This is a genomic window from Vibrio maerlii, from assembly GCF_003415655.1.
GTDB lineage: Bacteria > Pseudomonadota > Gammaproteobacteria > Enterobacterales > Vibrionaceae > Vibrio > Vibrio maerlii.
Genome location: NZ_QRHC01000003.1, coordinates 432,153 through 455,974, shown reverse-complemented (window position 1 = coordinate 455,974; position 23,822 = coordinate 432,153). Strand labels below are relative to the sequence as shown.

Annotated in this window: 23 protein-coding genes and 1 other RNA gene; 14 read left to right on the top strand and 10 right to left on the bottom strand. The window is 44.1% G+C overall.

Annotated features, from left to right (window positions below):
- The first annotated feature begins 61 nt into the window (after positions 1-61).
- Positions 62-358, top strand: a complete 297-nt coding sequence (locus DPF91_RS06470; protein WP_164684060.1) for a helix-turn-helix domain-containing protein — start codon at positions 62-64, stop codon at positions 356-358.
- Between the two features lie 329 nt (positions 359-687).
- Here the strand turns inward: DPF91_RS06470 and DPF91_RS06465 are convergent, their stop codons facing one another.
- From DPF91_RS06465 to smpB, 4 genes are all read right to left on the bottom strand, one after another.
- Complete coding sequence (locus DPF91_RS06465; protein ID WP_117233609.1) at positions 688-1,182, bottom strand: helix-turn-helix transcriptional regulator; 495 nt, start codon at positions 1,180-1,182, stop codon at positions 688-690.
- Positions 1,179-2,528, bottom strand: coding sequence for a type II toxin-antitoxin system HipA family toxin (locus DPF91_RS06460; protein WP_117233608.1), 1,350 nt, complete (start codon positions 2,526-2,528; stop codon positions 1,179-1,181). The genes DPF91_RS06465 and DPF91_RS06460 overlap by 4 nt, the downstream gene beginning before the upstream one ends.
- Positions 2,529-2,971: 443 nt before the next feature.
- Positions 2,972-3,339, bottom strand: a transfer-messenger RNA (tmRNA) gene (gene ssrA / locus DPF91_RS06455).
- A gap of 69 nt (positions 3,340-3,408) precedes the next feature.
- Positions 3,409-3,894 (bottom strand): SsrA-binding protein SmpB, encoded by a 486-nt coding sequence (gene smpB / locus DPF91_RS06450; protein ID WP_117233607.1) that lies wholly within the window; start codon positions 3,892-3,894, stop codon positions 3,409-3,411.
- 110 nt (positions 3,895-4,004) lie between these two features.
- Here smpB and DPF91_RS06445 point away from each other — a divergent pair, with 110 nt between their 5' ends.
- Entirely contained in the window at positions 4,005-4,436 is a 432-nt protein-coding gene (locus DPF91_RS06445) for an SRPBCC family protein (RefSeq protein ID WP_117233606.1), read from the top strand.
- Positions 4,437-4,736, top strand: coding sequence for an RnfH family protein (locus DPF91_RS06440; protein ID WP_117233605.1), 300 nt, complete (start codon positions 4,437-4,439; stop codon positions 4,734-4,736).
- 139 nt (positions 4,737-4,875) lie between these two features.
- On the opposite strand, the gene bamE is transcribed toward DPF91_RS06440, so the two are convergent.
- The 3 genes from bamE to nadK all read right to left on the bottom strand — a co-directional run bounded on the left by bamE (position 4,876) and on the right by nadK (position 8,308).
- Entirely contained in the window at positions 4,876-5,235 is a 360-nt protein-coding gene (bamE, locus tag DPF91_RS06435; RefSeq protein WP_117233604.1) for an outer membrane protein assembly factor BamE, read from the bottom strand.
- Positions 5,236-5,430: 195 nt separating this feature from the next.
- Positions 5,431-7,095 carry a DNA repair protein RecN gene (gene recN, locus DPF91_RS06430; protein WP_117233603.1) on the bottom strand — a complete coding sequence of 555 codons (1,665 nt, stop codon included), beginning with the start codon at positions 7,093-7,095 and terminating at the stop codon, positions 5,431-5,433.
- Positions 7,096-7,423: 328 nt separating this feature from the next.
- A complete protein-coding gene (gene nadK, locus DPF91_RS06425; RefSeq protein WP_117233602.1) occupies positions 7,424-8,308 on the bottom strand; it encodes an NAD(+) kinase in 885 nt (294 codons plus the stop codon).
- Positions 8,309-8,481: 173 nt separating this feature from the next.
- Here nadK and grpE point away from each other — a divergent pair, with 173 nt between their 5' ends.
- The 4 genes from grpE to dnaJ all read left to right on the top strand — a co-directional run bounded on the left by grpE (position 8,482) and on the right by dnaJ (position 14,200).
- Entirely contained in the window at positions 8,482-9,075 is a 594-nt protein-coding gene (gene grpE / locus DPF91_RS06420) for a nucleotide exchange factor GrpE (RefSeq protein ID WP_117233601.1), read from the top strand.
- A gap of 311 nt (positions 9,076-9,386) precedes the next feature.
- Positions 9,387-10,661: a dicarboxylate/amino acid:cation symporter gene (locus DPF91_RS06415; protein ID WP_117233600.1), complete on the top strand. Its 1,275-nt coding sequence runs from the start codon at positions 9,387-9,389 to the stop codon at positions 10,659-10,661.
- Positions 10,662-10,911: 250 nt separating this feature from the next.
- Positions 10,912-12,828 carry a molecular chaperone DnaK gene (gene dnaK, locus DPF91_RS06410; protein WP_117233599.1) on the top strand — a complete coding sequence of 639 codons (1,917 nt, stop codon included), beginning with the start codon at positions 10,912-10,914 and terminating at the stop codon, positions 12,826-12,828.
- A gap of 223 nt (positions 12,829-13,051) precedes the next feature.
- Positions 13,052-14,200 (top strand): molecular chaperone DnaJ, encoded by a 1,149-nt coding sequence (dnaJ, locus tag DPF91_RS06405; RefSeq protein WP_117233598.1) that lies wholly within the window; start codon positions 13,052-13,054, stop codon positions 14,198-14,200.
- 161 nt (positions 14,201-14,361) lie between these two features.
- Here dnaJ and DPF91_RS06400 read toward each other — a convergent pair whose 3' ends face one another.
- On the bottom strand, positions 14,362-14,874 hold the full coding sequence (locus tag DPF91_RS06400) for a type IV pilin protein (RefSeq protein ID WP_420855576.1): 513 nt from the start codon (positions 14,872-14,874) through the stop codon (positions 14,362-14,364).
- Positions 14,875-14,925: 51 nt separating this feature from the next.
- On the opposite strand from DPF91_RS06400, the gene DPF91_RS06395 reads away from it, so the two are divergent.
- The 7 genes from DPF91_RS06395 to tadA all read left to right on the top strand — a co-directional run bounded on the left by DPF91_RS06395 (position 14,926) and on the right by tadA (position 21,890).
- A complete protein-coding gene (locus tag DPF91_RS06395) occupies positions 14,926-15,471 on the top strand; it encodes a GspH/FimT family pseudopilin (RefSeq protein WP_117233597.1) in 546 nt (181 codons plus the stop codon).
- The gene (locus DPF91_RS06390) at positions 15,458-16,129 is read left to right on the top strand and encodes a PilW family protein (RefSeq protein WP_117233596.1); all 672 of its coding nucleotides are present in this window, start codon (positions 15,458-15,460) and stop codon (positions 16,127-16,129) included. The genes DPF91_RS06395 and DPF91_RS06390 overlap by 14 nt, the downstream gene beginning before the upstream one ends.
- Positions 16,130-16,134: 5 nt before the next feature.
- On the top strand, positions 16,135-17,550 hold the full coding sequence (locus DPF91_RS06385) for a hypothetical protein (RefSeq protein WP_123766752.1): 1,416 nt from the start codon (positions 16,135-16,137) through the stop codon (positions 17,548-17,550).
- The gene (locus DPF91_RS06380) at positions 17,540-17,971 is read left to right on the top strand and encodes a type IV pilus modification PilV family protein (protein ID WP_117233594.1); all 432 of its coding nucleotides are present in this window, start codon (positions 17,540-17,542) and stop codon (positions 17,969-17,971) included. Before DPF91_RS06385 ends, DPF91_RS06380 begins: the two co-directional genes overlap by 11 nt.
- 244 nt (positions 17,972-18,215) lie before the next feature.
- Positions 18,216-19,775: an AbgT family transporter gene (locus DPF91_RS06375; RefSeq protein WP_117233593.1), complete on the top strand. Its 1,560-nt coding sequence runs from the start codon at positions 18,216-18,218 to the stop codon at positions 19,773-19,775.
- Positions 19,776-20,023: 248 nt separating this feature from the next.
- Positions 20,024-21,310, top strand: coding sequence for a hemolysin family protein (locus tag DPF91_RS06370; RefSeq protein WP_117233592.1), 1,287 nt, complete (start codon positions 20,024-20,026; stop codon positions 21,308-21,310).
- A 61-nt stretch (positions 21,311-21,371) separates the two neighbouring features.
- Positions 21,372-21,890: a tRNA adenosine(34) deaminase TadA gene (gene tadA / locus DPF91_RS06365; RefSeq protein ID WP_117233591.1), complete on the top strand. Its 519-nt coding sequence runs from the start codon at positions 21,372-21,374 to the stop codon at positions 21,888-21,890.
- A 39-nt stretch (positions 21,891-21,929) separates the two neighbouring features.
- Here the strand turns inward: tadA and DPF91_RS22320 are convergent, their stop codons facing one another.
- Together DPF91_RS22320 and mltF are read right to left on the bottom strand one after the other, a co-directional pair.
- Positions 21,930-22,061, bottom strand: coding sequence for a hypothetical protein (locus tag DPF91_RS22320; RefSeq protein WP_277392891.1), 132 nt, complete (start codon positions 22,059-22,061; stop codon positions 21,930-21,932).
- 162 nt (positions 22,062-22,223) lie between these two features.
- Positions 22,224-23,720 carry a membrane-bound lytic murein transglycosylase MltF gene (gene mltF / locus DPF91_RS06360; protein WP_241033774.1) on the bottom strand — a complete coding sequence of 499 codons (1,497 nt, stop codon included), beginning with the start codon at positions 23,718-23,720 and terminating at the stop codon, positions 22,224-22,226.
- Positions 23,721-23,822 lie beyond the last annotated feature (102 nt).

Genomic DNA, 23,822 nt, shown 5'->3' with positions numbered 1-23,822 from the left:
GAGAGTTATCAAGCCAAAGCCTCCGTACGGAGGCTTTGTTATATCAAGGAAAGAGAAATTAATGCTTAGCAAAACAAAGTCTTCATTCTATCGCCGCCTCTATATCGCTTACCTGATAGATACGGGCTACAACACCATCCCCAAGATCCAACAACTGATTGAGATTCCAAGAAGGACAGCTCAAGACACGATTCAAGCCTTAATTGAATTGGATATTGAGTGTGATTTTACTGGAGCGTTAAGAAACGGCCATTATGAAATTAAGTCCTGGGGGCCGATTGATAGAGCTTGGGTTGAGGCGAACGTTGAACAGATCGTTGAAACTCTGGGATATGAGCCAGTTTTGGTAGAGCAGTAGTGCTCTGAGTGTGGAATAAAGCTCAGATACAAAAAAGGTCACCTTTTCCAAACGTTTGGTGGAGCACTTGGAAAAGCAAGTTGGAGGCTCTATCCCTTGTTGTATAGGGATTTGTGGTACTCGAAGGTCGGCTTGGGAATAAACTGGGAAGACCGTGATTTTATGTGTGTTTTTGTTATCTTAATCACGTTTTTCTTACGATTTTACTCAGTTCAACTGCGAGATAGGGAACTGAACCCGCAGCCAACAGCTACCAAGTAGGGAACACAAAGAGCTTCTGCTCTTTGTGCTTTCTATGTTGAAAGAATGCCTCATACCTGTAATGTTGATTAGCTTTGCTCTTGAAGTACAGAATGTAGGAGGCTCGCTGAAACAGGGACAAGTCCAACTCTTAGTCCAAACGGCTTAAACACTTTGTCGAGAATATCGGTTTTAAACGCTCCACGGTCATTCTCGATCTCTGAGATGGTTTTTCTTGATACACCCACCATCTTGGCAAAAGCGTCTTGCTTGATGCCTAGCACTTCCATTCTCAGTTCTTTAAGAGCTTGACCTTGTGTTAATTCTCTTAATAGCAAAGCATGAATAACCTTATTTATCCGTTTTTGTCTTTCAAGTGCAGAAACCGCTTGAGCATTTTTAGAGGCTCTTTTCTGCACGCCTTTAGTATAAGTGCTAGAAGTTTGCTCTGAAGAACTCTGTGCGGAACCAACTGTATTTAAACGAGCTTGATTTGAGCGGAGTCGTGCGATGGTGTCATGCACGGACTCTGATGAGGAATTCGAAGTATGTTCATCTTGGCGTTTTGAGTCGTTATTACTCATAGCAATCCCCATTTTTCTATTTTTGATTCAATGAAGTCCATACCGATACTTGGCATTGCTAAGATTTGCTCAGGTACGCCTCGTTTTTGAAGCCTATCTTTTAAGGTTAGACAGCTCTTTGCCAACACTTTTAGCTCATGCATAAGCACTTCTTGCGGCACTAAATCTGATAATGCGTCTGTAATACCTTCGAAGTCATACTCTCCACCTACTTCAAGTGGTGATTTCCATTTGGTTGCTCTAGGTATCCCTTCTGGATCGGCTTTCATTGGGGCAAAGTCATAGACAGGGGCGAGCTTGATAAACCCATCCCCTTTAACAAAAGAAGTGTTTCTTCCGTGATTATCGCTGTTACCAAAGAGGATGTTTACGAGATCTCTTTTTACCCACTCTATAACAAAGTTTTGAATATCAAACTGATAGCCTTGTTCAGTTACTATATGGCTATTCATGATTTTATCAATCAGTGCTCTAATGGTTTCTTCATGATCAAGAGTGCTAGCAGGTCCTTTAGTTAAAATAGAGTAGACTGATTCCATAGCGAAACGCTGCATGATTCCTTGTTGATCGATATAGACATCAAATCTCGGTAGCCAAAGAGAAGGGTAGTTTTCTCCTTCTTCTAATCTCATGAACTCTACAGGAATAGTCTCTATCCCTAAGCTTGTTAGTTCATGGTAGAAATGATATTCAGCTCGTAGAATGTTACAGTCAGTATTGCCTCTTGAGCCTCTAGGGTATTTGACTAGATAGTGCGTATCTTGATTTTTGTTGTCGTCTTGGTAGCTATCGATCCAAATTCTATTTTCTGTAGAGCAGCGCAATAATAACTTTGGCGCTTCTCCTCCAGCACCCGTTGCACCGCCTGCCGCAGCCCCTCTTTCTTGCGCATAATCTAGAAAATCACTACCACGATTGATAACGTCATACGTAGAGAAAAATAGTGAGTCAGACTTTTCTGAGCGATTTGGAAGTGACTCTTTAATTCTGAGGTTACCAACGGGAGATATTGTCCCATATTTCAATAGGATAAAGTCTTGTTGATCAATGGGAAGATCTTCGATATCAAGCTGTTTGACCCAGTATCTTCTACTGGCTCCACTCGGCATTATGTCATCTAGAAACCTCAACCAACCTGGACGTCCTTTATCATCAAAGAAGAAACTAACAGGGTGGTTTAGTGATACGGAATGCATATCATCTTTATCAATCGACTCAATAGCGTAATCAGGTAGGTAGTGAATTTCAGTTGTAAAGAAGTTGCCTTCCTCACTTTTCGGGAAGGTAACCTGAGCTATATCAGACCATTGATCTGATAAATAAGCTTGTATCGTGAGTGATTCCATCAATATCTCCTGATTTATGAGAGTTATTTTACTCATAAAGTCATGTTACCTTAAATTAAGTAACTTAATCTACTCATTGTTTTGATTTTAAGGTTTTAGTGACACTTTAAGTTATCAATAAGTTTAGGGCAATATGAGAGAATGGTCAGTGATTGGGGGGAGTATATTAGTAAAGATGGTGCAAGGTAGTAGGCTAGGGAAGAAAGTAGATTTATCAAAGCCATAGGCTTTGATTTCCTAGTCAGTCAGTCAGTCAGTCTAGTTGTAGTTTTTGCCATTTTGGGTACACCAAATTAACGAACTTTAGATAGTGTGCCCATGGATGTACCCATAATGCAAAGAAGTCATTGGATGTTAGAAAACGCCAATGGAAGCTAAGTGATTGATTTTACTTTGTTGCGAGCATAAAAAAAGACGCCCTAGGACGTCTTAATTCATTGAATTGGTGGACCTGGCGGGAGTTGAACCCGCGTCCGAAAACCATTCATCATTGGTACTACATGCTTAGTCGATCTTTAAATTCACCAAGTACCTGCGAACCGACACGCTAGTAAATGACTATCCTGAATTATAATTCGCTGTTCATCTCTCAGGCGGGAGAATCCGAGCTAGCGCGTTTGGGTTTGATCTCTCGTTGGTCCCCGTCTTACGTGCGGAAGCTAGGGCGAGAGAGCTCTGAGCAGGTTATTAAGCTGCTAGTGCGTAGTTTTCGTCGTTTGCGACTATTTTTTTGCGGTTTATTAACGAGGCCTACCGCACCTCGGCATGCACCTCAGACTTCAGCATTCCCGTCGAATCCTAAATCAGGCCCAAAGTGTTTGAGAGCATAGTACCAGAAAAGCTTCGCCTGTCTAGCACCATTAGATTCAAATGCTCAAGATTAACGCAGCTTACTCTTCATAATACGCGCCTTATCACGAGCCCAATCTTTTTCTTTCATGTCAGTACGCTTGTCATGTAGCTTTTTACCTTTCGCTACACCAATCTTGATTTTTACCCAAGAGCGTGACCAGTACATAGAAAGTGCAGCCAGTGTCATACCTTCGCGGTTGATACGACCAATTAGGTTATCCAACTCACGACGTGACATTAGCAACTTACGAATACGAGTAGGATTAGCTACCACGTGTGTCGATGCTTGGTTTAGTGGGGTAATGGTGATACCACTTACAAATGCTTCACCATCACGGATGTATACGTAACTTTCTGCAATGTTGACCTTGCCTTGGCGAATTGCCTTAACTTCCCAACCTTGCAGTTCCATGCCCGCTTCTATCTCATCATCGATGAAATATTCGTGGCGAGCTTTCTTGTTTAGCGCAATTGTATTGCTACCAGCTTTGGTTTTTGATTTTTTCTTTGCCATAATGGCGTCATTATACGGGTTGCTCCCATAATGGGGAATCCTTTTTATTCTACTCTCATCATAGATATTAAAATGCGTCTGATATTTATCAGGTGTTTGAAGGAGTTTTTATGGCTCAAGTCGTTCGTTCCGCACTGGTCTCGTTTAGTGCAGAGCAGATGTATGATTTGGTTAATGATGTAGCAAGTTACCCAGAGTTCTTACCTGGTTGTTCTGGCTCTGAAATTATAGAAAATCAAAGCGATAAGATGGTCGCTTCTGTTGACGTATCGAAAGCTGGGATCAGTAAGTCTTTCACCACGCTTAATACCTTACAACAAGGTGAAGCGATCCTTATGGAGCTGGTGGACGGTCCATTTAAGATGCTAAAAGGCGGTTGGTACTTTACCGAGCTTGATGAGCAAGCCTGTAAGGTTGAGCTGAAACTCGACTTTGAATTCTCAAGTAAGATGATCGAGATGGCCTTTGGCAAGATCTTCAATGAACTGACCAGTAATATGGTTAACGCTTTTACACACCGTGCTAAGCAGGTTTATCAATAGATGAGTATTGAATCCGATATGATCCATGTGGAAGTGGTTTATGCACTACCACATGAGCAGCGTGTATTTACACTTGTTGTAAACAAGAACATGACGGTTGAAGAAATCATCCAACAGTCTGGCGTGTTATCCCTGTACCCAGACGTTGACCTGAAAAAAAATAAGGTGGGTGTGTTTAGCCGTAACGTGAAGCTGGATGCAATGGTTCGCGATAAAGACCGCATCGAGATTTATCGACCACTACTTGCTGATCCAAAAGAGATTCGGCGTAAACGAGCAGAGCAAGCGAAGGCGAAGTAATCGAAGATTAGGTCGTTTTGCTCATAGAAAGCCTGATAACGAGGCTCCAATTACAAAGAAGGGTTGACGCTGAGCGTCAACCCTTCAACATTCTAGCTCTCTAGCTCTCTAGCTCTCTAGCTCTCTAGCTCTCTAGCTCTTAGTTCAAACTCTCGAAGAAAGCATCACCCGCAGGGAAATCACCGGTGACATCTACGAGTGTGCCTGAGCTATTGAAGTTAACAACCAAGTTTCTTTGAATTGAATCTTCATGTCCCTTGGTGTGGTGGTAGATGTAGTACCAAGTATCTGGGTAGCCGTTTTCAATCAGCATAGGTGAGCCCATAACAAAACGGACTTGTTCTTTCGTCATACCGAAGCGAAGTTTATCTACAGCTTCTTGCTCAACATAGTTGCCCTGGTTGATGTCTATTCGATACACCAGTTTTTCTAGCAACGAGCAGCCCGTCAATAATGTTAGTGATAGCGGAACGGCTACTAACCACTTGTTCAATCGCATAGGTAAATTCTTAATCTGATATTTATGAAACTGGGAAGATGATAAACAAGCTTCGCCCAGATGTAAAAGCTCTAAATTGTGAGAGCAACATTCTGACCGAGTTTTTTGAATTTAGTTGCAATCTTTAGCTAAGAATTACGAGCTAAGCGCCTCAAAGTTCACATATTAGTGATTTGAGGCGCTGAAAGAGGGAAGTTAAGCTGCCATTAACAACTCTTTTGCATTGGCAAGTGCCGAATCGGTAATTTCGGTACCACACAGTAAACGTGCAAGTTCACCTATGCGTTGTTCCTCGTTAAGCTCACGCATCTGTGTTTCTGTCTTGCCTGCTTTTGTCGACTTGGCAACGAAGAGTTGTTGATGACCACATCCCGCCACTTGAGGAAGGTGCGTTACACACAATACTTGTGTCGACTTACCAAGCGTACGTAGCATTTTTCCAACGACGGCTGCTGTTGGGCCACTGATACCCACATCCACTTCATCGAAAATTAAACTTGGAGTATCCACTTTTTGAGCGGTAATCACCTGAATAGCGAGTGATATACGTGAAAGCTCACCGCCTGACGCTACTTTAGCGATTGGTTGAAGTGGTTGACCTGGGTTAGTTGAAACCGTGAAACAGATGTTATCAATACCTAATGGTGACGAGTGTGCGGTTTGTTGTGCCACTTCAATTTCGAATTTAGCTTTTTCCATACTCAGCTCGTGCATACTTGCTGTGATTAGTTTGTTTAGTTCTTTGGCATATCGAGAACGTGATTTGCTCAGTTTTTCAGCTTGAGTTGAGAATTGTTGATACTTGAGTTCAACATCTTCACGAATCGCATCAAGCTTTTCATCAGAGCAATCTAACAATTCGATCTGTTGTAATAGATCTTGATGATGAGCATAAAGGTCTTCAGGTAGTACATGGTGCTTGCGAGAAATCGACATGATCTTTGAGAAACGTTCTTCAACATAAGCCATGCGAGCAGGGTCAACATCGATTGAGTCTAGGTAATTACGCAGCTCACCGTTCGCTTCCTCTACCTGAATAATCGCTTCAGACAACATGCTCGGAAGCTCGGCAAGCTTTTCATCCAACTCGGCTAATTGAATCAGGGTGTGACTGGCTGATTGGAGAATACCAAGCGCATTAACCTCTTCACCCTCATAAATAAGTTCGATGGCTTGCTGACAGCTTGAGGCAAGCTCGCCGCTATTGGATAGTCGTTTATGCTCTTGTTCGAGCTCTTGGAATTCATCTTCATTGATTGCCAGCTCATTCAGTTCCTTGATTTGGTATTCCAACAACTGCTTTTGTGCCTGGTTTTGTTGACTGTTTTCAATCAATTGTTTGAAGTGATTGTCAGCCTGTCGCCACTGTTGATACGCACGATTGGTGTTGTTCAATAAAGATTTGTGTCCTGCATATTGATCAAGCATCGCTAGCTGATGATCGCTCTTCATTAGTTGATGATGAGCATGCTGTCCGTGGATATTGATCAGTAATTGCCCCAAGCTTTTCAGTTGTGCAAGAGGAACTGGGCTACCATTAATGAAGGCACGGCTACGCCCTTCTTTGGTAATCACACGGCGTAAGATGCACTCCGAACCGTCCAACAGTTCGTTATCTTCTAACCAGCGAGTCGCATGTAAGTTGCTATCGAGTAAGAATGCCGCACTGACTTCGGTCTTTTCTTCTCCTTGGCGGACCATCCCTGCTTCTGCTCTGCCACCTAAGCAAAGGCCAAGCGCATCAATCGCAATGGATTTACCTGCACCAGTTTCACCTGTAATAGTTGTCATGCCACCAGAAAGCTCTAACTGAAGTGACTTTACGATTGCGAAGTTATTTACACTCAAATGTGCCAGCATCTCAAATTACCTGTATAACCAAACATACTGTTGATATGGACAGTATATACTGGTTTTCTATACAGTAAAGTGATCAGGAGAGAAATTTTGATAGCGGATTGATAGGACGCGTTGTTTCTAGAAAACTAGATATCTAGATTCAGGTTTACTTTAGATGTTAAAAAGGGTTGACGCCTTCGCGTCAACCCTCAAACTTTACTAGCTCTCTAGCTCTCTAGCTCTCTAGCTCTCTAGCTCTCTAGCTCTCTAGCTCTCTAGCTCTCTAGCTCTCTAGCTCTCTAGCTCTCTAGCTCTCTAGCTCTCTAGCTCTCTAGCTCTCTAGCCCTTCTCAAAACAACTTACTCGACCAACCGAGTTTATTTCTAAGGACATGATAGTAGCTGTAGCCTTCTGGGTGGATTAGCTTAAGTACGTTCGGGCTTTGATAGATATGGATTTCATCACCAGGTGAAACGGGTAGTGAGATTTGACCGTCACAGCTTACTTCTTGAGTACCTCTATTATCAGGAGAGACAACCAGTTTTATCTTACGATTACCGTCAACCACTAACGGTCGGCTAGATAGTGTGTGCGGGAACATCGGCACAAGTGAGATTGCATTGAGGCTAGGAGATAGAATTGGACCGCCGCCAGACAGTGAATAAGCGGTTGAACCGGTAGGAGTTGATATGATTAAGCCGTCTGAACGCTGTGAGAACGCGAACGTTTGATCGATATAGACTTCGAACTCAATCATGCGCGCTACTTGGCCCGGGTGGAGCACCGCTTCATTCAATGCAGCGTTGTGACTTTTCACTTGGCCGTGTCGGTGAATCTCAGCTTCAAGTAAGAAGCGCTCTTCTTCGATAAACTTACCGTCGAGTACTTCCTTTAAAGCGGTTTGGAATTCTTCTGGGTTGAGATCGGTCAGGAAGCCGAGGTTACCGCGGTTAACACCAATCACTGAAATATCGAAGCGTGACAAAACACGTGCTGCCCCCAGCATATTTCCGTCGCCACCGACCACGACAGCCAAGTCAGCTTGTTTGCCAATAGCAATCAAGTTAGTGAAATATTGAGCTGGTATGTCATTTAAGATCTCACGCAATCTATCATCAATGACGACCTGAAAACCTTCGTCAAGTAACCAGTGAAACAACTCTTTATGAGTAGCAATTGCTTTTTGGTCTCGAGGCTTACCGATGATGGCGATAGTTTCAAATGGCTTTTTCATGTGTTTTCCAGCTCAAATGTGCTTGAATCATTGGACATCGTCCCCATAATAAAGGCAAGACACAGATTTATGCGAATTTTTGTTTCATTTGGAGCTGATTTGTGGCGTAAATGTGCGCTATTCGAGCTAAACCAAACGTCAAAACGCATGGTATAGAAATACGTGGAGAAATCATGAGCAACGAAGAAAACAAAGTAACTGAAGAAGAGCTAGATCAAATCATCGAAGAAGCAGAGAAAGCAGAAGCTGCTGCAGAGGCAGAAGCGGCAACTGAAGATGCGATTGATGAGCAAGAAGCGAAGATCGCTCAGTTAGAGGCTGCTTTGTTATCAAGCGAAGCGAAAATTAAAGAGCAGCAAGATTCTGTACTTCGCGCAAAAGCAGAAGTAGACAACATGCGTCGCCGTACAGAACAAGAGATCGATAAGGCGCGTAAATATGCTCTCAATAAGTTTTCTGAAGAACTGCTTCCTGTTATCGATAACCTAGAGCGCGCAATTCAAGCAGCTGATGCCGAGAACGAAGCGATTAAGCCACTACTTGAAGGTGTTGAAATGACACACAAGTCATTCATCACCGCAGTAGAGAAGTTTGGTCTAAAAGAGATCAACCCTGAAGGTGAGACGTTCAACCCGGAATTCCATCAGGCGATGTCTATCCAGGAAAGCGCAGATCACGAATCAAACACAGTTATGTTTGTAATGCAGAAAGGTTACGAACTAAATGGACGAGTGATCCGACCAGCAATGGTGATGGTATCTAAATAGTTTGATGGACGGTAACTTGCAAAGTTATTAACTATTAAATTACAAATAAAGGAGAGGCTTATGCCTCTCCTTTTTTTATTTCTAGATGATCATGCTTTGAGTTTGCTTGTTGCATAGTGTGGTATGGCGTTTTTTATATGAAAGGGTGTCATCTATTGACATTTTATTTTGATGTCAAAAATGTGAATTTTCTGTAAAAAATGCTTTCTTTTTATACTCCGACTTGTAGAATGCTTCGCAATTCTCGCCAAAAGAGCGAGAAAATTCTTATAAACAGTAGATTGCAAACACAATAGTCCGGAGATTTATACATGGACAAATCACTATCAAGTAAAATCTTTATAGGCCTTTTCACTGGTCTAATCATTGGTACTGCAATCCAGTACCTGTTCAATGGCGTAGCGATTTTCGACACGTACCTACTAGGCCTAGCGGAAGGCGCCGGTGGTATGTTTGTATCGCTGATTAAACTGCTCGTTGTTCCACTGGTGTACGTATCTATCGTATGCGGTATCGTTGAGCTAAAAGACATCCGTTCATTCGGTCGCCTTGGTGGTAAAACCTTTGGTCTTTACATTATGAATACCATCATCGCGATTATTGCTGCTCTTACAGTTGCAATGATTGTTCAACCAGGTGCGGACGCTAACCTGTCAGGTACAGTGGCTAATGCCGTTGAAATCACTTCAACAACAACGCCTGACATCTTCTCTATGGTCGTAAACATCGTACCGAGTAACCCTGTACAGGCGTTTGCAAACGGTGACATGCTGCAAATCATCTTCATGGCAATCCTAACGGGTCTAGCTATTCAAGCGCTTGATCATAAAGGTGGCCCGGCTATTAAGACGTTTAAGATGGCTAACGAAATCATGATGAAGCTGATTGGCCTAGTTATGAGTCTTGCACCATACGGTGTATTCGCACTGATGATTCAACTAGGTGCAACGCTAGACGCAAACACGCTAATGTCAGTAGCAGGTTACGTTGCGCTAGTCGTCGCAATGCTTGTGTTCTGGATCTTCGTGTTCTACCCAATGATGGTTCAACTAACGACTGGTATCTCAGCACGTGAGTTCTCTCGTAAGACTCGTGAGCAAGTTCTATTCTCACTATCGACAGCGAGCTCGAACGCAACTATTCCAGTAACAATGCGTACCCTTACGGACAAGATCGGCGTATCGAAGTCAGTCGCTGGTTTTGGTGTACCACTAGGTGCGACTATGAACATGGCGGGTGCGTCTATCTATATCGCAATTGCAGCAGTATTTTGTGCAAACGCATTTGGTCAACCTATCGCAACGGGTGACTTGGTTACTCTCGGCTTCACTGTACTGCTACTGTCTATCGGTGCCGGTGGTGTTCCAGGCGGTGGTGTTGTAATGGTAGGTGTAATCCTTCACCAACTAGGTCTACCACCAGAAGGTCTAGCAATCGTTGCTGCGGTTGACCGTATTAACGACATGTTCTGTACGTCTTCTAACGTAGTCGGTGACACGGCGGTTAACACAATCGTTGCTAAATCTGAAAATGAAATCGGTGTTGAAGCTGATGTAGAAGTAGAACTACAAAAAGCGGAAGCATAAACCGTCGCTATATTTAAAAGAAAGTAATTTGATGAGCGAGCTCTTTAGGGCTCGCTTTTTTAATTGCAAAAAAATGGACTTTTTTTAACTCGCTCCCTTGAAAACCAATTCTCTGCCCTTATCTATGTGGCATGGAAAGAGCAATTGTCATTGCTTGATTAATTATTCGGTAAAGGGTTGAAAGCCGATTTACCACCCCCCACATATGTGGGTATAGAAAATCATATAGAATTTATTCGGAGATAGCCTGATGGGTAAAATCATTGGTATTGACTTAGGTACTACTAACTCTTGTGTTGCTGTTCTTGACGGTGACAAGCCACGCGTAATCGAAAACGCAGAAGGCGAGCGTACAACAGCATCGGTAATTGCATACACTGATGGCGAAACGCTAGTTGGTCAGCCAGCGAAACGTCAAGCGGTTACTAACCCAACGAACACGCTATTTGCTATTAAGCGTCTGATCGGTCGTCGTTTTGAAGACGAAGAAGTACAACGCGACATCGAGATCATGCCTTTCAAAATCGTTAAGGCTGACAACGGTGATGCTTGGGTAGAAGCACAAGGCCAAAAAATGGCGGCTCCTCAGGTTTCTGCTGAAGTACTTAAGAAAATGAAGAAAACAGCAGAAGACTTCTTAGGTGAAGAAGTTACTGGCGCTGTTGTAACTGTACCTGCTTACTTCAACGATGCTCAGCGTCAAGCAACTAAAGATGCTGGTCGTATCGCAGGTCTAGACGTTAAACGTATTATCAACGAACCAACTGCTGCTGCTCTAGCTTACGGTCTAGACAAGCAAGGTGGTGATCGCACTATCGCTGTATACGACCTTGGTGGTGGTACATTCGATATCTCTATCATCGAAATCGATGAAGTAGAAGGTGAGAAGACTTTTGAAGTTCTTTCTACTAACGGTGACACGCACCTAGGTGGTGAAGACTTTGACAACCGTCTAATCAACTACCTAGTAGATGAGTTCAAATCAGAGCAAGGCATCGATCTTAAGAACGATCCTCTAGCGATGCAACGTGTTAAAGAAGCAGCAGAGAAAGCGAAAATCGAACTTTCTTCAGCACAGCAAACAGACGTAAACCTACCTTACGTAACTGCTGATGCAACTGGTCCTAAGCACATGAACATCAAAGTAACTCGTGCGAAGCTTGAATCTCTAGTTGAAGACCTAGTTCAACGCTCTCTTGAGCCTCTAAAAGTTGCTCTAGCTGATGCTGACCTATCTGTAAACGACATTACTGACGTTATCCTTGTAGGTGGTCAGACTCGTATGCCTATGGTTCAAGCGAAAGTTGCTGAGTTCTTCGGTAAAGAAGCTCGTAAAGACGTGAACCCTGATGAAGCAGTAGCAATGGGTGCTGCAGTTCAAGGTGGTGTACTAGCTGGTGACGTTAAAGACGTACTACTTCTAGACGTTACTCCTCTATCTTTCGGTATCGAAACGATGGGTGGCGTAATGACTAAGCTAATCGAGAAAAACACAACTATCCCTACAAAAGCGGATCAGGTGTTCTCTACAGCTGAAGATAACCAAAGCGCGGTAACTATCCACGTACTACAAGGTGAGCGTAAGCAAGCGACTTACAACAAGTCTCTTGGTCAGTTCAACCTAGAAGGTATCCAGCCTGCACCACGTGGTATGCCTCAAATCGAAGTATCTTTCGACCTTGATGCAGACGGTATCCTAAACGTATCTGCGAAAGATAAAGCGACGGGTAAAGAGCAGAAGATCACTATCCAAGCTTCAGGCGGTCTGTCTGAGGAAGAGATCGAAGCAATGGTACAAGAAGCAGAAGCTAACAAAGAAGCGGACAAGAAGTTCGAAGAGCTAGTAACTGCACGTAACCAAGCTGACCAAATGATTCACGGTACTCGCAAGCAAGTAGAAGAAGCTGGTGAAGCACTACCTGCAGACGAGAAAGAGAAGATTGAAGCAGCAATCAAAGCTCTAGAAGAAGTGAAGTCTGGTGACGACAAAGAAGCGATCGATGCTAAAGTTCAAGAGCTAATGCAAGCTGCTCAAAAACTAATGGAAATCGCTCAGCAACAAGCTCAAGCACAGCAAGCGCAAGGCGCTGATGCCGGTCAACAACAAGCTCAAGATGACGACGTTGTAGACGCTGAGTTTGAAGAAGTGAAAGACGACAAGAAGTAATTTCGTCGCAGAGTAGCTTGATTTCGCTGAGGAAGCGAGCAAGCTTATCTGCCTAGAAATTGAATACAGTCTTTATTGCGGGCGTTTGAGGCAACTCATACGCCCGTATGTCTGTAATAACAGATTGAAGATACTAGTTCCTAGTCCTTAGTTTAAAAGACGACTAGGCACTAGGAACTAGCATCTAGTCTCATTAGTAGTTTTTAATTTGGTGACAGAGAACATGTCAAAACGTGATTTTTACGAAGTACTAGGCGTAAGCCGTGATGCCTCAGAGCGTGATATCAAGAAAGCGTATAAACGCTTGGCGATGAAATACCATCCAGACCGTAATCAGGGTGATGACTCTGCTGCTGAAAAATTTAAAGAAGTAAAAGTGGCGTACGAAATCCTCACTGACGCTCAGAAGAAAGCAGCCTATGACCAATACGGTCATGCAGCCTTCGAACAAGGCGGCATGGGCGGTGGCGGCGGTTTCGGCGGCGGTGCTGGCGCAGACTTTGGTGACATCTTCGGTGATGTATTTGGTGATATCTTTGGTGGTGGTCGCCGTGGTGGTGGTCAACAACGTGCACAACGTGGTGCCGACCTTCGCTACAACATGGAACTCTCACTAGAAGAAGCGGTAAAAGGCGTTTCTAAAGAGATTGAAGTTCCTACTCTAGTTGAATGTGATACGTGTGACGGCAGCGGCGCTGAGAAAGGTTCTGCAGTTGAAACCTGTGGTACTTGTCACGGTCACGGCCAAGTACAAATGCGTCAAGGCTTCTTTGCTGTTCAACAAACTTGTCCAACGTGTAACGGTAAAGGCAAGATCATCAAGAATCCTTGTAAGTCTTGTCATGGTGAAGGTCGTAAACAGAAGACGAAGACGCTTAACGTTAAGATCCCTGCTGGCGTGGACACTGGTGATCGTATTCGCCTATCCGGTGAGGGTGAAGCAGGAGAGCGTGGCGCTCCAGCGGGTGACCTATATGTTCAAGTACACGTAAAAGAGCACCATATCTTTGAACGTGACGGCAACAATCTTTACTGTGAAGTACCAGTAAGCTTCTGCATGGCGGCAATCGGTGGTGAGGTTGAAGTTCCTACCCTTGATGGTCGTGTAAGCCTAAAAGTGCCTCGTGAGACACAAACTGGCCGTATGTTCCGTATGCGTGGCAAGGGCGTAAAAGGTGTTCGTGGTGGCGGTGTTGGTGACCTTATCGTTAAACTAGTCGTTGAGACGCCTGTTAACCTAAGTAATCGTCAAAAAGCGCTACTTAAAGAGTTTGAAGAGTCGTGTGGTGGTGAAGCCGCAACCAAGCACTCTCCAAAATCTGAAGGATTTTTCAACGGCGTTAAGAAGTTCTTTGATGATCTAACAAGCTAATTGTTTAGTTTGGAATAGTTTTGGAACCCCAGCATTGCTGGGGTTTTTTATTTAGATAGCTAAGGCACTACGCTCGTAGAGAATTACATATCTAGTTTCATATTACCTTTAGATGTGAAAAAGGCTTGACGCATTTACGCCAACCCTCAAGATTCTAGCTCTCACCACCCACACTCCTCTGGCATCAACACATCTTTCTCATTCAGCGTCATCGTTGTTCCAATCCCTAAACACGTATCATTTGTTTGCCCGGTTGCGCTTTGAGCTGTGGCGGTAATCGTGTATCCCGTGGTGGTAGTTGCGATAGTAATAACGTATCTATCGGTGGCGGTATGACAAAAAACGTTTCCATCAGAATCATCGGTATCGCATTGGTTTGAATTACTTTTAACGACATTGGTAGCCTTATAGCTATTGCCATCGAAATCCTTTTCTAACTGCAATTGAATGCGTGACATATCAGCGAGTGCAGATGTTCGTTGAGACAGGATTATGTGTTGGGTATAGCTTGGGTAGGCGAGGGAAGCTAATACCCCAAGTATGGCAACAACAATTAATAACTCGATCAATGTCATGCCGTGATGTTGGTTGCTTGTCGCTTTACATTCATTTCTAAGAATCATTTCCAGCACTCCTTGCTGATTTCTAGCGCTATTGTTGTTGGCTGCTAGCATCAAATCAACTCAATCATTCAGCTCTCATTCACTTACACAGGTTTTTTGGAAATGCATCGCGGCTTTACCTTATTAGAGTTTCTGATCTCGGTATTGGTTTTGGGGATATTATTATCTGCAGCTGCTCCTAGGTTTTCTTCAATGATGGTTAACACTAAGATGCAGCGCATTGTCCCTGAGGTTCATGGTTTTTTGTTGGCAGCGCGATCTGAGGCGGTTTTGCGCAACAGCTCTCTTTACGCACACTTCATTGTTCCTTCGCAGTCAGGTGCGAGGCAAAACTCGACGGGAGAATGGTTACTGGTGCTCACTGATGATCAGAGCTACGACGCTGATGACACGATTCTCTTGCTCAATGGAAGCCCATTTGATGGGATTAATGTGGCACTTAACTTCAGTAATCAAACCAAGATTAAGGTTGAGGGCGTCAGAGGTCGCTTAGCAAACGGCAACATTGAGTTTCATCCGGTTGGGAACAACGCACATTGGTTGCAAATAAAAGCGGCCAATATTTCAGGAAGAGTGAGGATCTGCAGCGCCGACCCTGATCCAAACGCTCGTAATACAGTGGGGTTCTACAACTATGCATTGTGTTAAGCCCCCATACCTCACCAAAGCCCAAAACCTAATTACCTTGCGTAATCAAAGTGGCGCCTCTTTGTTTGAGATGAGTGTTGCCTCATTAGTAGGCGCAGTGGTTCTAATTTTGGTTGGTACTTTGTTTCTCTCAATTCAGAGATCGGCAACAGAACGAGGAAAAGAGCTGTTATTGCAGCAAAACTTGTTCTCGACAATTCAGCTGCTCAAAGAAGATCTGCAACGAGCGGGTTACAACGGAGTGCAAGGGGAATCATTAAAACTGCCCGGTGCGACCCATACTATTTATGTCGAAGATAATGGTACCAATGATGGCTTGATTGCTTATGCCTATCAGATCCCAACGATGTCAGGAGGGTATGAATATCGTAATGTGATGTATCGCCAGAGTGATTCTACGCCTACCCAGATTATGTATTGTGAATCAGAACAAGCGACCTTATGGAATGTGTCTTCGTTAGCCTCAGTTTCCGGATGTAGCAGCCTCTTTGCGGAAAGGCAGATTCGGGTAAGCCATTTTGATGTGACACAAGCCGCTGTTTCTAGCGATGTGGTGGATTCTGCATTTGTGACAATCTCTTTGGGCGCTTATCTACGGTACGACAACCAAATTGTTCATGAGCTTACGAGCACGATTCTTCAGCGAAATTGGCAGTAAATGTAATGAGTCATCTTCTGGTATCTTCAAGAAAGAATCAATCTGGTGTCATCACTTTACTGGTTACAAGTGCGTTATTGATAGGATCGCTCTTGATTATCTTGGGATACTACAAAGGGCTATTTTATCAAATCAAACGAGCACAGAATGAAGTCAATGCTCGTCAACAATATTGGTTAGCCGAAGGGGGATTGGAGTGCGCTTACACAAAAGCCGTACTCTTTGTTTCACCAAAGTATTTTGACCAAAACTATTACAATATCAATCCAGATTTTGCTGAGGATTTTTGGTCGAGTGAGTGTGAAAACGTAAATTCAGGACTTTCAGTCCATTCGACTAAAACGTCGAGGAATCTATATCAACTTACCGCTAGTTACGGTAATTCTAGCGTACATAAACATATCGATTATCGACGGACTGTGAGTTCGGGAGCCCTTCAGTCAACTTCAGATTTAATCGTGCACGGCTCAACAGTTTTTAGCCCTCCCGATCCAGGCACGCTTTCTAGCGATGGGTGGGAATGTAAAGCTGTAGTATTCAATCGTTACTTTTATTCGAGTGGGGTGCGGAATCAAGGGCTAGTGGGTACGCCTTCACCCTATGGTGATTTCTCTGGTGGAGCATGCGCAACCCACTCAAACTCTAGTCAAAGCTATCGAACCTCAAGCTCTAGTTATTCGGGAGTTGTGCCAGACAGTTTTGATAGCGATGGCCATCCCATAGGCAATCAACATTTCAACATTGGTTTAGACTTTTCTCAACAGACTGATCTTTCTCCTTTTCAAGCGCTGTTTGATTACCCTAAAACTGAGTGGATCAAGGTACTTAATAGTGAGCAGTATGACTTTGATGAAGCTATTGTTCCGCAGAGCGTGAGTGCTTGTGGCGCCAGTGTTCTAGCGGCACTAAGGGCCAGAAGGAATGCTGGAAAAGCCAATCATGTCTGGGTACAAGGTTCATGTGAACTAGATGCTACAGCCTTAAAAGCAATCAACGATATGACGGCGACAGCACCTGCTTTGATTGTCGTTCAAAATGGAATTCTGTCTTTGAATAACGATGGTAGTGAGGGTGTGATTAATCCTATCAACGGGCTGCTTTACCACTTCAATAACGATTATTCTCATCAACCAAATCACTGGAATGATACTCGAGGTAAAAGCGCACTTGATGGCGCCGTTACAGTTTTTGATGCCTCACTGGATACTATTTATGGAGCTAACAGAACCATAGTGCCTCGCAACGCAACGTTTCTACAATCTGGTGCCATAACTTTTAATGGGGGAGTGGTGTTTGATACCAGCAATGAGCTGGCGCTATCTAATAGTTCGATGAATTTTCGCTACAGTGCAGACGCAATCGATCAGGCTATAGGACCTAAACAACCTAGATGGTTACAAGGATCTTGGCATGATGAATAAGAAGCTGCAGGTTGGAATAAGTCTACTGGAGGTGATGCTCTCGTTTTTATTGATCGGGGTGGGGAGCTTGGGGCTCATCCAGCTACAAGTTTATATGGAGAGGCAGGCTAGCTATGCAGTGATTAGCATGGACGCGTTGAACCTAGCTGAAACTCAACTTGAGTTGTTTCGAACTGGTGGTATGAGCTCGGCAGCAGGAACTTATACCTTTGAACAGATTATTAGTGGCTGTAATGGGATGAGCAAGGTGAGTGCGGCAAGTCATATTCAATTGAGTTGCTCAGCCAACAAGTTGAACGATTTGTCTGGCGCTGTAAGTACGGTTCGTATGTCGGCTTATTGGTTAGACAGAGAACAGAAAGAGCAATCGGTTACCCTTGAAACCATGATTTCACAATATAACGAATTTAATCCAAATTGACCTCTTTAACCCATAAGGGCTAAAGAGGGGGTTTTTATGTGCCAGTTATCGAGGTGTGGTTAATACTTATTTAGGCTGTTAAATAAATGTATTTGCAGGGTGGCGTTTTTGCAAAATATGTCTCCAAATATGAATATTTTTATAGAATATTAAGCTTTTATTTCGCTGCTAGGGTAAGATGTGCGGCCAAAGAGAGGCTGCCGTTTTTTAGCCTCACAAACACAACATAAACTTCGGAACTACCATGAGTAACCAAGCTGTCAATCAGGCTCCTTCTGCTAAGACTAGCCGTATGGACCGATTCCTAAACGCGATTGAGCGTGCAGGTAACAAGATCCCAGATCCAGCAATCCTGTTCTTCTGGGCACTAATCATTACTTGGGCTACGTCAGCTCTTCTATCAAATGTCTCTTTTGATTTAATCAACCCACGTACGGGTGAGGCACTGGTAATTAATAACCTTCTTACTGGCGAAGCTCTAGCAAACTTCCTTGCTAACATGGTGACAACCTTCTCTGGTTTCGCCCCTCTAGGTATCGTATTGGTAGCGATGCTAGGTGTTGGTGTAGCGGATGCGTCTGGCTTCATCACGACGGGTCTTAAGAAGATGCTGAACTTCACGCCAGCAAAACTTCTTACTCCAATGCTAATCCTAGTTGCTATCGTATCGCACACTGCAGCGGATGCGGGTTACGTATTGGTAATCCCTCTAGGTGGTATCATCTTCCACGCAGCTGGTCGTCACCCTCTAGCGGGTATCGCAGCAGCGTTCGCTGGTGTATCAGGTGGTTTCTCTGCAAACTTCATCCCTTCAGGTATCGATCCACTACTTGCGGGCTTCACTCAAACTGCGGCAAACGTTCTTGACCCAGATTACGTGATCAACCCATTAGCGAACATTTTCTTCACTGGCCTATCTTCAATCATCATTGTTGGTATCGGTTGGTGGGTAACTGAGAAAATCATCGAACCTCGCCTAGCAAACACGCCTGTTGATGAAGATGCAGAACAAGCACCAGATCTTGGCACGTTTACAGAGATCGAATCTAAAGCGTTCCGTTACGCGGGTTGGGCAATGCTTGCTGGTATCGCGGCTCTTGTTGCAGCAGCATGGCCAGAAACTTCAGCACTACGTTCTCCAGAAGGCGAACTAACGTCGTTCTCTGCGCCAATCATGAAGTCAATCGTTCCATTGATCTTCATCCTGTTTATCATCCCAGGTTACGTTTACGGTAAAGTTGCTGGTACATTTAAGACAAGTAACGACGTAATCAAAGCGATGTCAGACACTATGGCAACAATGGGCGCTTACATCGTAATGTCGTTCTTCTGTGCTCAGTTCCTATCTGCATTTGGTCAATCAAACATCGGTACTATGCTTGCGCTTTACGGTGCAGAAGGCCTGAAAGCGATGGACCTACCTGGTGAAGCAACAATCGTAGGTATGATTCTTCTTACTGCGATGGTTAACCTTCTAATCGGTTCTGCATCAGCTAAATGGGCTCTAATTGGTCCAATCCTAGTACCAATGCTAATGGCGGTAGGTATCTCTCCGGAGCTATCTCAAGCGGCTTACCGTGTAGGTGACTCTGTATCGAACATCATTTCACCTCTAATGGTATTCTTCCCACTAGTGGTTGTTTACTGTCAGCGTTACGTGAAGTCGACGGGTATCGGTACTCTAGCGTCTCTAATGATGCCATTCTCTATCGCGATGCTAATTGGTTGGTCAATCTTCCTAATCGCATACTGGATGATCGGTATTCCTCTAGGTATTCAGGCACCTTACACTTACACAATGTAAAATAACGTCATACTTGCTGCTCTAGCGTTGTTGACTACGTAAATCCACCCTAATCACATAGGAGACCTATGCTCATAGGGCTGGATTTGCTTGTCGCCTAGCTAGAACAACAATTATTTAGTAATTCCTTTTTTAAGAGCCAACTCTCTGAGTTGGCTCTTTTTTTAATTTTAGGTATTTATTATTTTTCAATTCAGATCTATATTCGCGATCGGCACATGTGTGCTGATGATGAGAATATAGATTAAATGAAAGTGCTCTTATTGGTTGGCTTGATTGTTTTGAACGGTCTATTCGCGATGTCAGAGATCGCGTTGGTGGCAGCGAAAACAAGTCGGCTAAAACGTCTGGCTGAAAAGCATCGCTCGGCTCAGATTGCGCTTCAACTTAAAGATGACCCTACCATCTTCCTATCCACGATTCAGATTGGTATCACCGTAATTGGTCTGCTCAGCGGTATCGTTGGTGAGGCAACCTTGTCAGCGCCATTGGCACAAAGCTTGATTTCAAGCGGCATGGATTCGTCTACTGCTGAAGTGTTATCTACTTTGTTAGTGGTTGTTGGTATTACCTACTTTGCTATCGTTGTCGGGGAACTTGTTCCAAAACGATTTGCCCAATCGCGAGCAGAAAGTATTGCCGTGTTGGTTGCGCTGCCGATTTATTGGTTATCACGTCTCACCAAGCCGTTTGTATTTGCTCTCTCTATATCTACCGAAACGATTCTAAAGCTTTTTGGAGATAAGAGTCAGGGAGAAGAGGTCACTGAAGATGACATCCATGCGTTAGTCAAAGAAGGCTCTGAATCGGGCGCGATTGAACAAGGAGAGCAAGAGATGATCCGTAACATCTTGCAGCTTGATGATCGCTTGGTGAGCTCCTTGATGACCCCTCGACGAGGGATTAATTACTTGAATATCGATAAGCCGATGGAAAGCACCCTAAAGCAGATTCGTGCAACCAAACATAGTGTATTCCCGCTATGTCGTGGAAATTTGGGTGAAATTATTGGTACAGTTTCGGCCAAGAGCATGCTCAATGATGATAGGCTAACTTGCCAATCTTTGGTCGCTATGGTGAAACAACCGGTATATGTTCCAGAATCAATGAAGGCACTGCATCTTCTTACCTTCTTTAAACAGACGGGAGCTGAGATGGCGTTTATCGTTGATGAGTATGGTGATATCCAGGGCTTAGTCACTCACTATGATGTCTTGGAGGCTATCGCTGGTGAGCTATCGATGGAAAAGCAAGACCTGTGGTCAGAGAAGCTTGAAGACGGCTCATTAGTAGTCGATGCATTGATCCCCTTGAGTGAACTCAAAAACCGCCTAGACCTGTCTGAAATTGAGGGTGAAGATGAGGGCTTTCAAACCTTAAATGGCATGCTAACGTGGCTTTTGGGGCACTTACCTGCAGAAGGTGAAGTGGTGCATTACCAACAGTGGCAGTTTGAAGTCTTAAAAGCGGATAGCAATCGAATCATTGAAGTAAGAGTTTTACATTTGATGAATACCACCGAGCAACAACGTTAGCGTCGAAGAGTAAGATTCGCTATCCTTCGCAACCTAGTGTCATACTTTTAAGGAGCCTCCCTTGTCTAATACTCAGTTCACCCAGCAAGATGAATTCTTTATGCGCCGAGCTATGGAACTCGCTGAGCAAGCCGAGAATGAAGGCGAGGTGCCGGTTGGCGCTGTGCTGGTTAAAGATGGTGAGGTGATAGCAGAAGGGTGGAATCGCTCTATTGGTACTCACGATGCGACTGCGCATGCTGAAGTGGAAACCTTACGCAGAGCTGGACAGGTGTTGGAAAACTATCGACTGCTCGATACGACTTTGTATGTCACTTTAGAACCTTGTCCAATGTGCGCTGGAGCTCTACTCCATAGCAGAGTGAAGCGCATTGTATTTGGTGCCCCAGACTTAAAGGCTGGTGCTGCAGGTACAGTATTAAACTTGTTTGAGCACCAAGCCGCGTATCATTATGCTGATGTTGAAAGTGGCCTATTAGAAGAAGAGTGCCGCCATCAGCTGCAAGCATTTTTTAAGAAGCGCCGTAAAGAGAAGAAAGCGTTAAAACAAGCAAAGCAGAAAGCACTCAAGGATGAATAGGTGAAGCCTAAGTAACTAACGCTATAGTGCGACAGAAAGTTAATCTAGGTTTTGCATAAAGGCTCGGTTACGCCAGATGACTTTCTTCTTGTTGTTAGCAAGCATGCGTTTGCGGCGGTTGGTGCAAGAGGTGTTACTCAAGCGCTTGGTTGTTCGAAGTTTTCTAAGCATAATCGTTCCTATATGCAGTCATTGTTTTCTTTAATTTATCCCTCCATTATTAGATTTGATTTGTGACTAATTGATGAAAGCAATATGACGGTTTAATGGCATAACTGCAGACATAGAAAAAGCCTCCGAAGAGGCCTTTTCTAGTTTAGGACGAGACAAACATTAGGGCTCTGAACTTTCAGTTGCTTCAGATTGCTCACCCTCAACAGTCTCTGTTTCTGGGCTTTCTTCTGGAGCTTCTTCTAGAGCAGGTATCACGACCAAGTCATCGACGGAAACATCCTCTTCAGTCGCTTGAGTCTGATCGACATGACCGATAATACTCTGATAATAGCGGCGTATATTCTCTACATAATTGCGAGCCTCATCACCACGGGCATAGCCGTAACGTGTTTTGCTGTAGTACTGCTTTTTACGTAGCAGGGGAAGGCGATCTTTCACATCTGCCCAAGCGTTAAGGTCACCACCTTGAGATCTTGTGAGGCGACGCGCATCCATCATATGACCGTATCCGACGTTGTAAGATGCCAAAGCAAACCAGATCTTTTCGTGCGGAGGAATAGAATCAGGTACTCGACCTACGATGCGACGAAGGTACTCAACCCCACCCTTAACAGACTGCTCGGGATCCAGTCGATTCGTCACTCCAACACTTTTCGCCGTTGGCAATGTAAGCATCATCATACCGCGTACACCTGTTGGAGACTTAGCGACAGGGTTCCAGTGCGACTCTTGATAAGCCAGTGCTGCTATCAGTCGCCAATCAAACTCATCTGCATACTTTTGAAATAGTGGGGCCCATTCAGGCAATTTACTATCCAGAGCACGAATGAATGCGCGAGTATCGACGTAATCAAAGTTGCCGATATGACCGATATATTTTTCTTCAAGCGTAGCGAGATCACCGGATTGTTTTTGGAAACCGAAAAACTCGATCATCAGAGCATATAAGCTCTCGTCTTCAGATTTTCTCATGTACCAAGAGATAGGCTGGTCTTCCGTTAACTCAAACGCCAGTGCAACATCTGGGTAGATTCTCTGAGTTAGGGATAGCTCGACAGAGTCTGCTAGAGTAAAGAGAAGATCGCCGTTAGCCACGTCTTTGAGTAGGTCGTTGACGTCTGAGTCATCAACGATTTCAAACTCAAAGCTTGGATGCTCGGCTTGTACTTGATAGAGCGTACTTTCAAAGTGAGAGCCACGAACAATTTTCACAACAGCACTAGAGTCGCCTTGCTCTTTCAGTTCAATTTGCTTGGCGACCAATTGTTCGATGTTTCTAGGGCGCCATTGGCCTTTTTTGTAGACCAGTTGCTGGCTCACATAGTAATACGCAGGGCCGGCTCGAAACTTCTTAAGGCGTTGTTCTGACTGGCTGAACCCTGCTGCGATTACATCAATGTCGCCTTTTTCTAGCGCAGGGAAGAGTGATGACAACCTGAATGCTGGTGTCATCTCCAACTTAACACCGAGCTCATCGGCAAACTTTCGTGCTAACTCATAGTCAAGTCCGACTGAGCCATCTGGACCGATGTAGTAAGAAAGTTGATTGTTTAAAGTCCCCACACGAAGGACACCACGCTCTTTTATCTTGTCTAACTCGCTTGGTGGCTCGGACTCGATCTGACACCCGGAGAGTATCGTGATCGATAGCAACATAGACAACGAGGTGAACAGGGTTCTTAGATTTAGTTTTGATAGGAAGCACAAAATCTTGCTTCGCCTATTAACATGCATAAGTAATGGCTTATTTTATTCGTA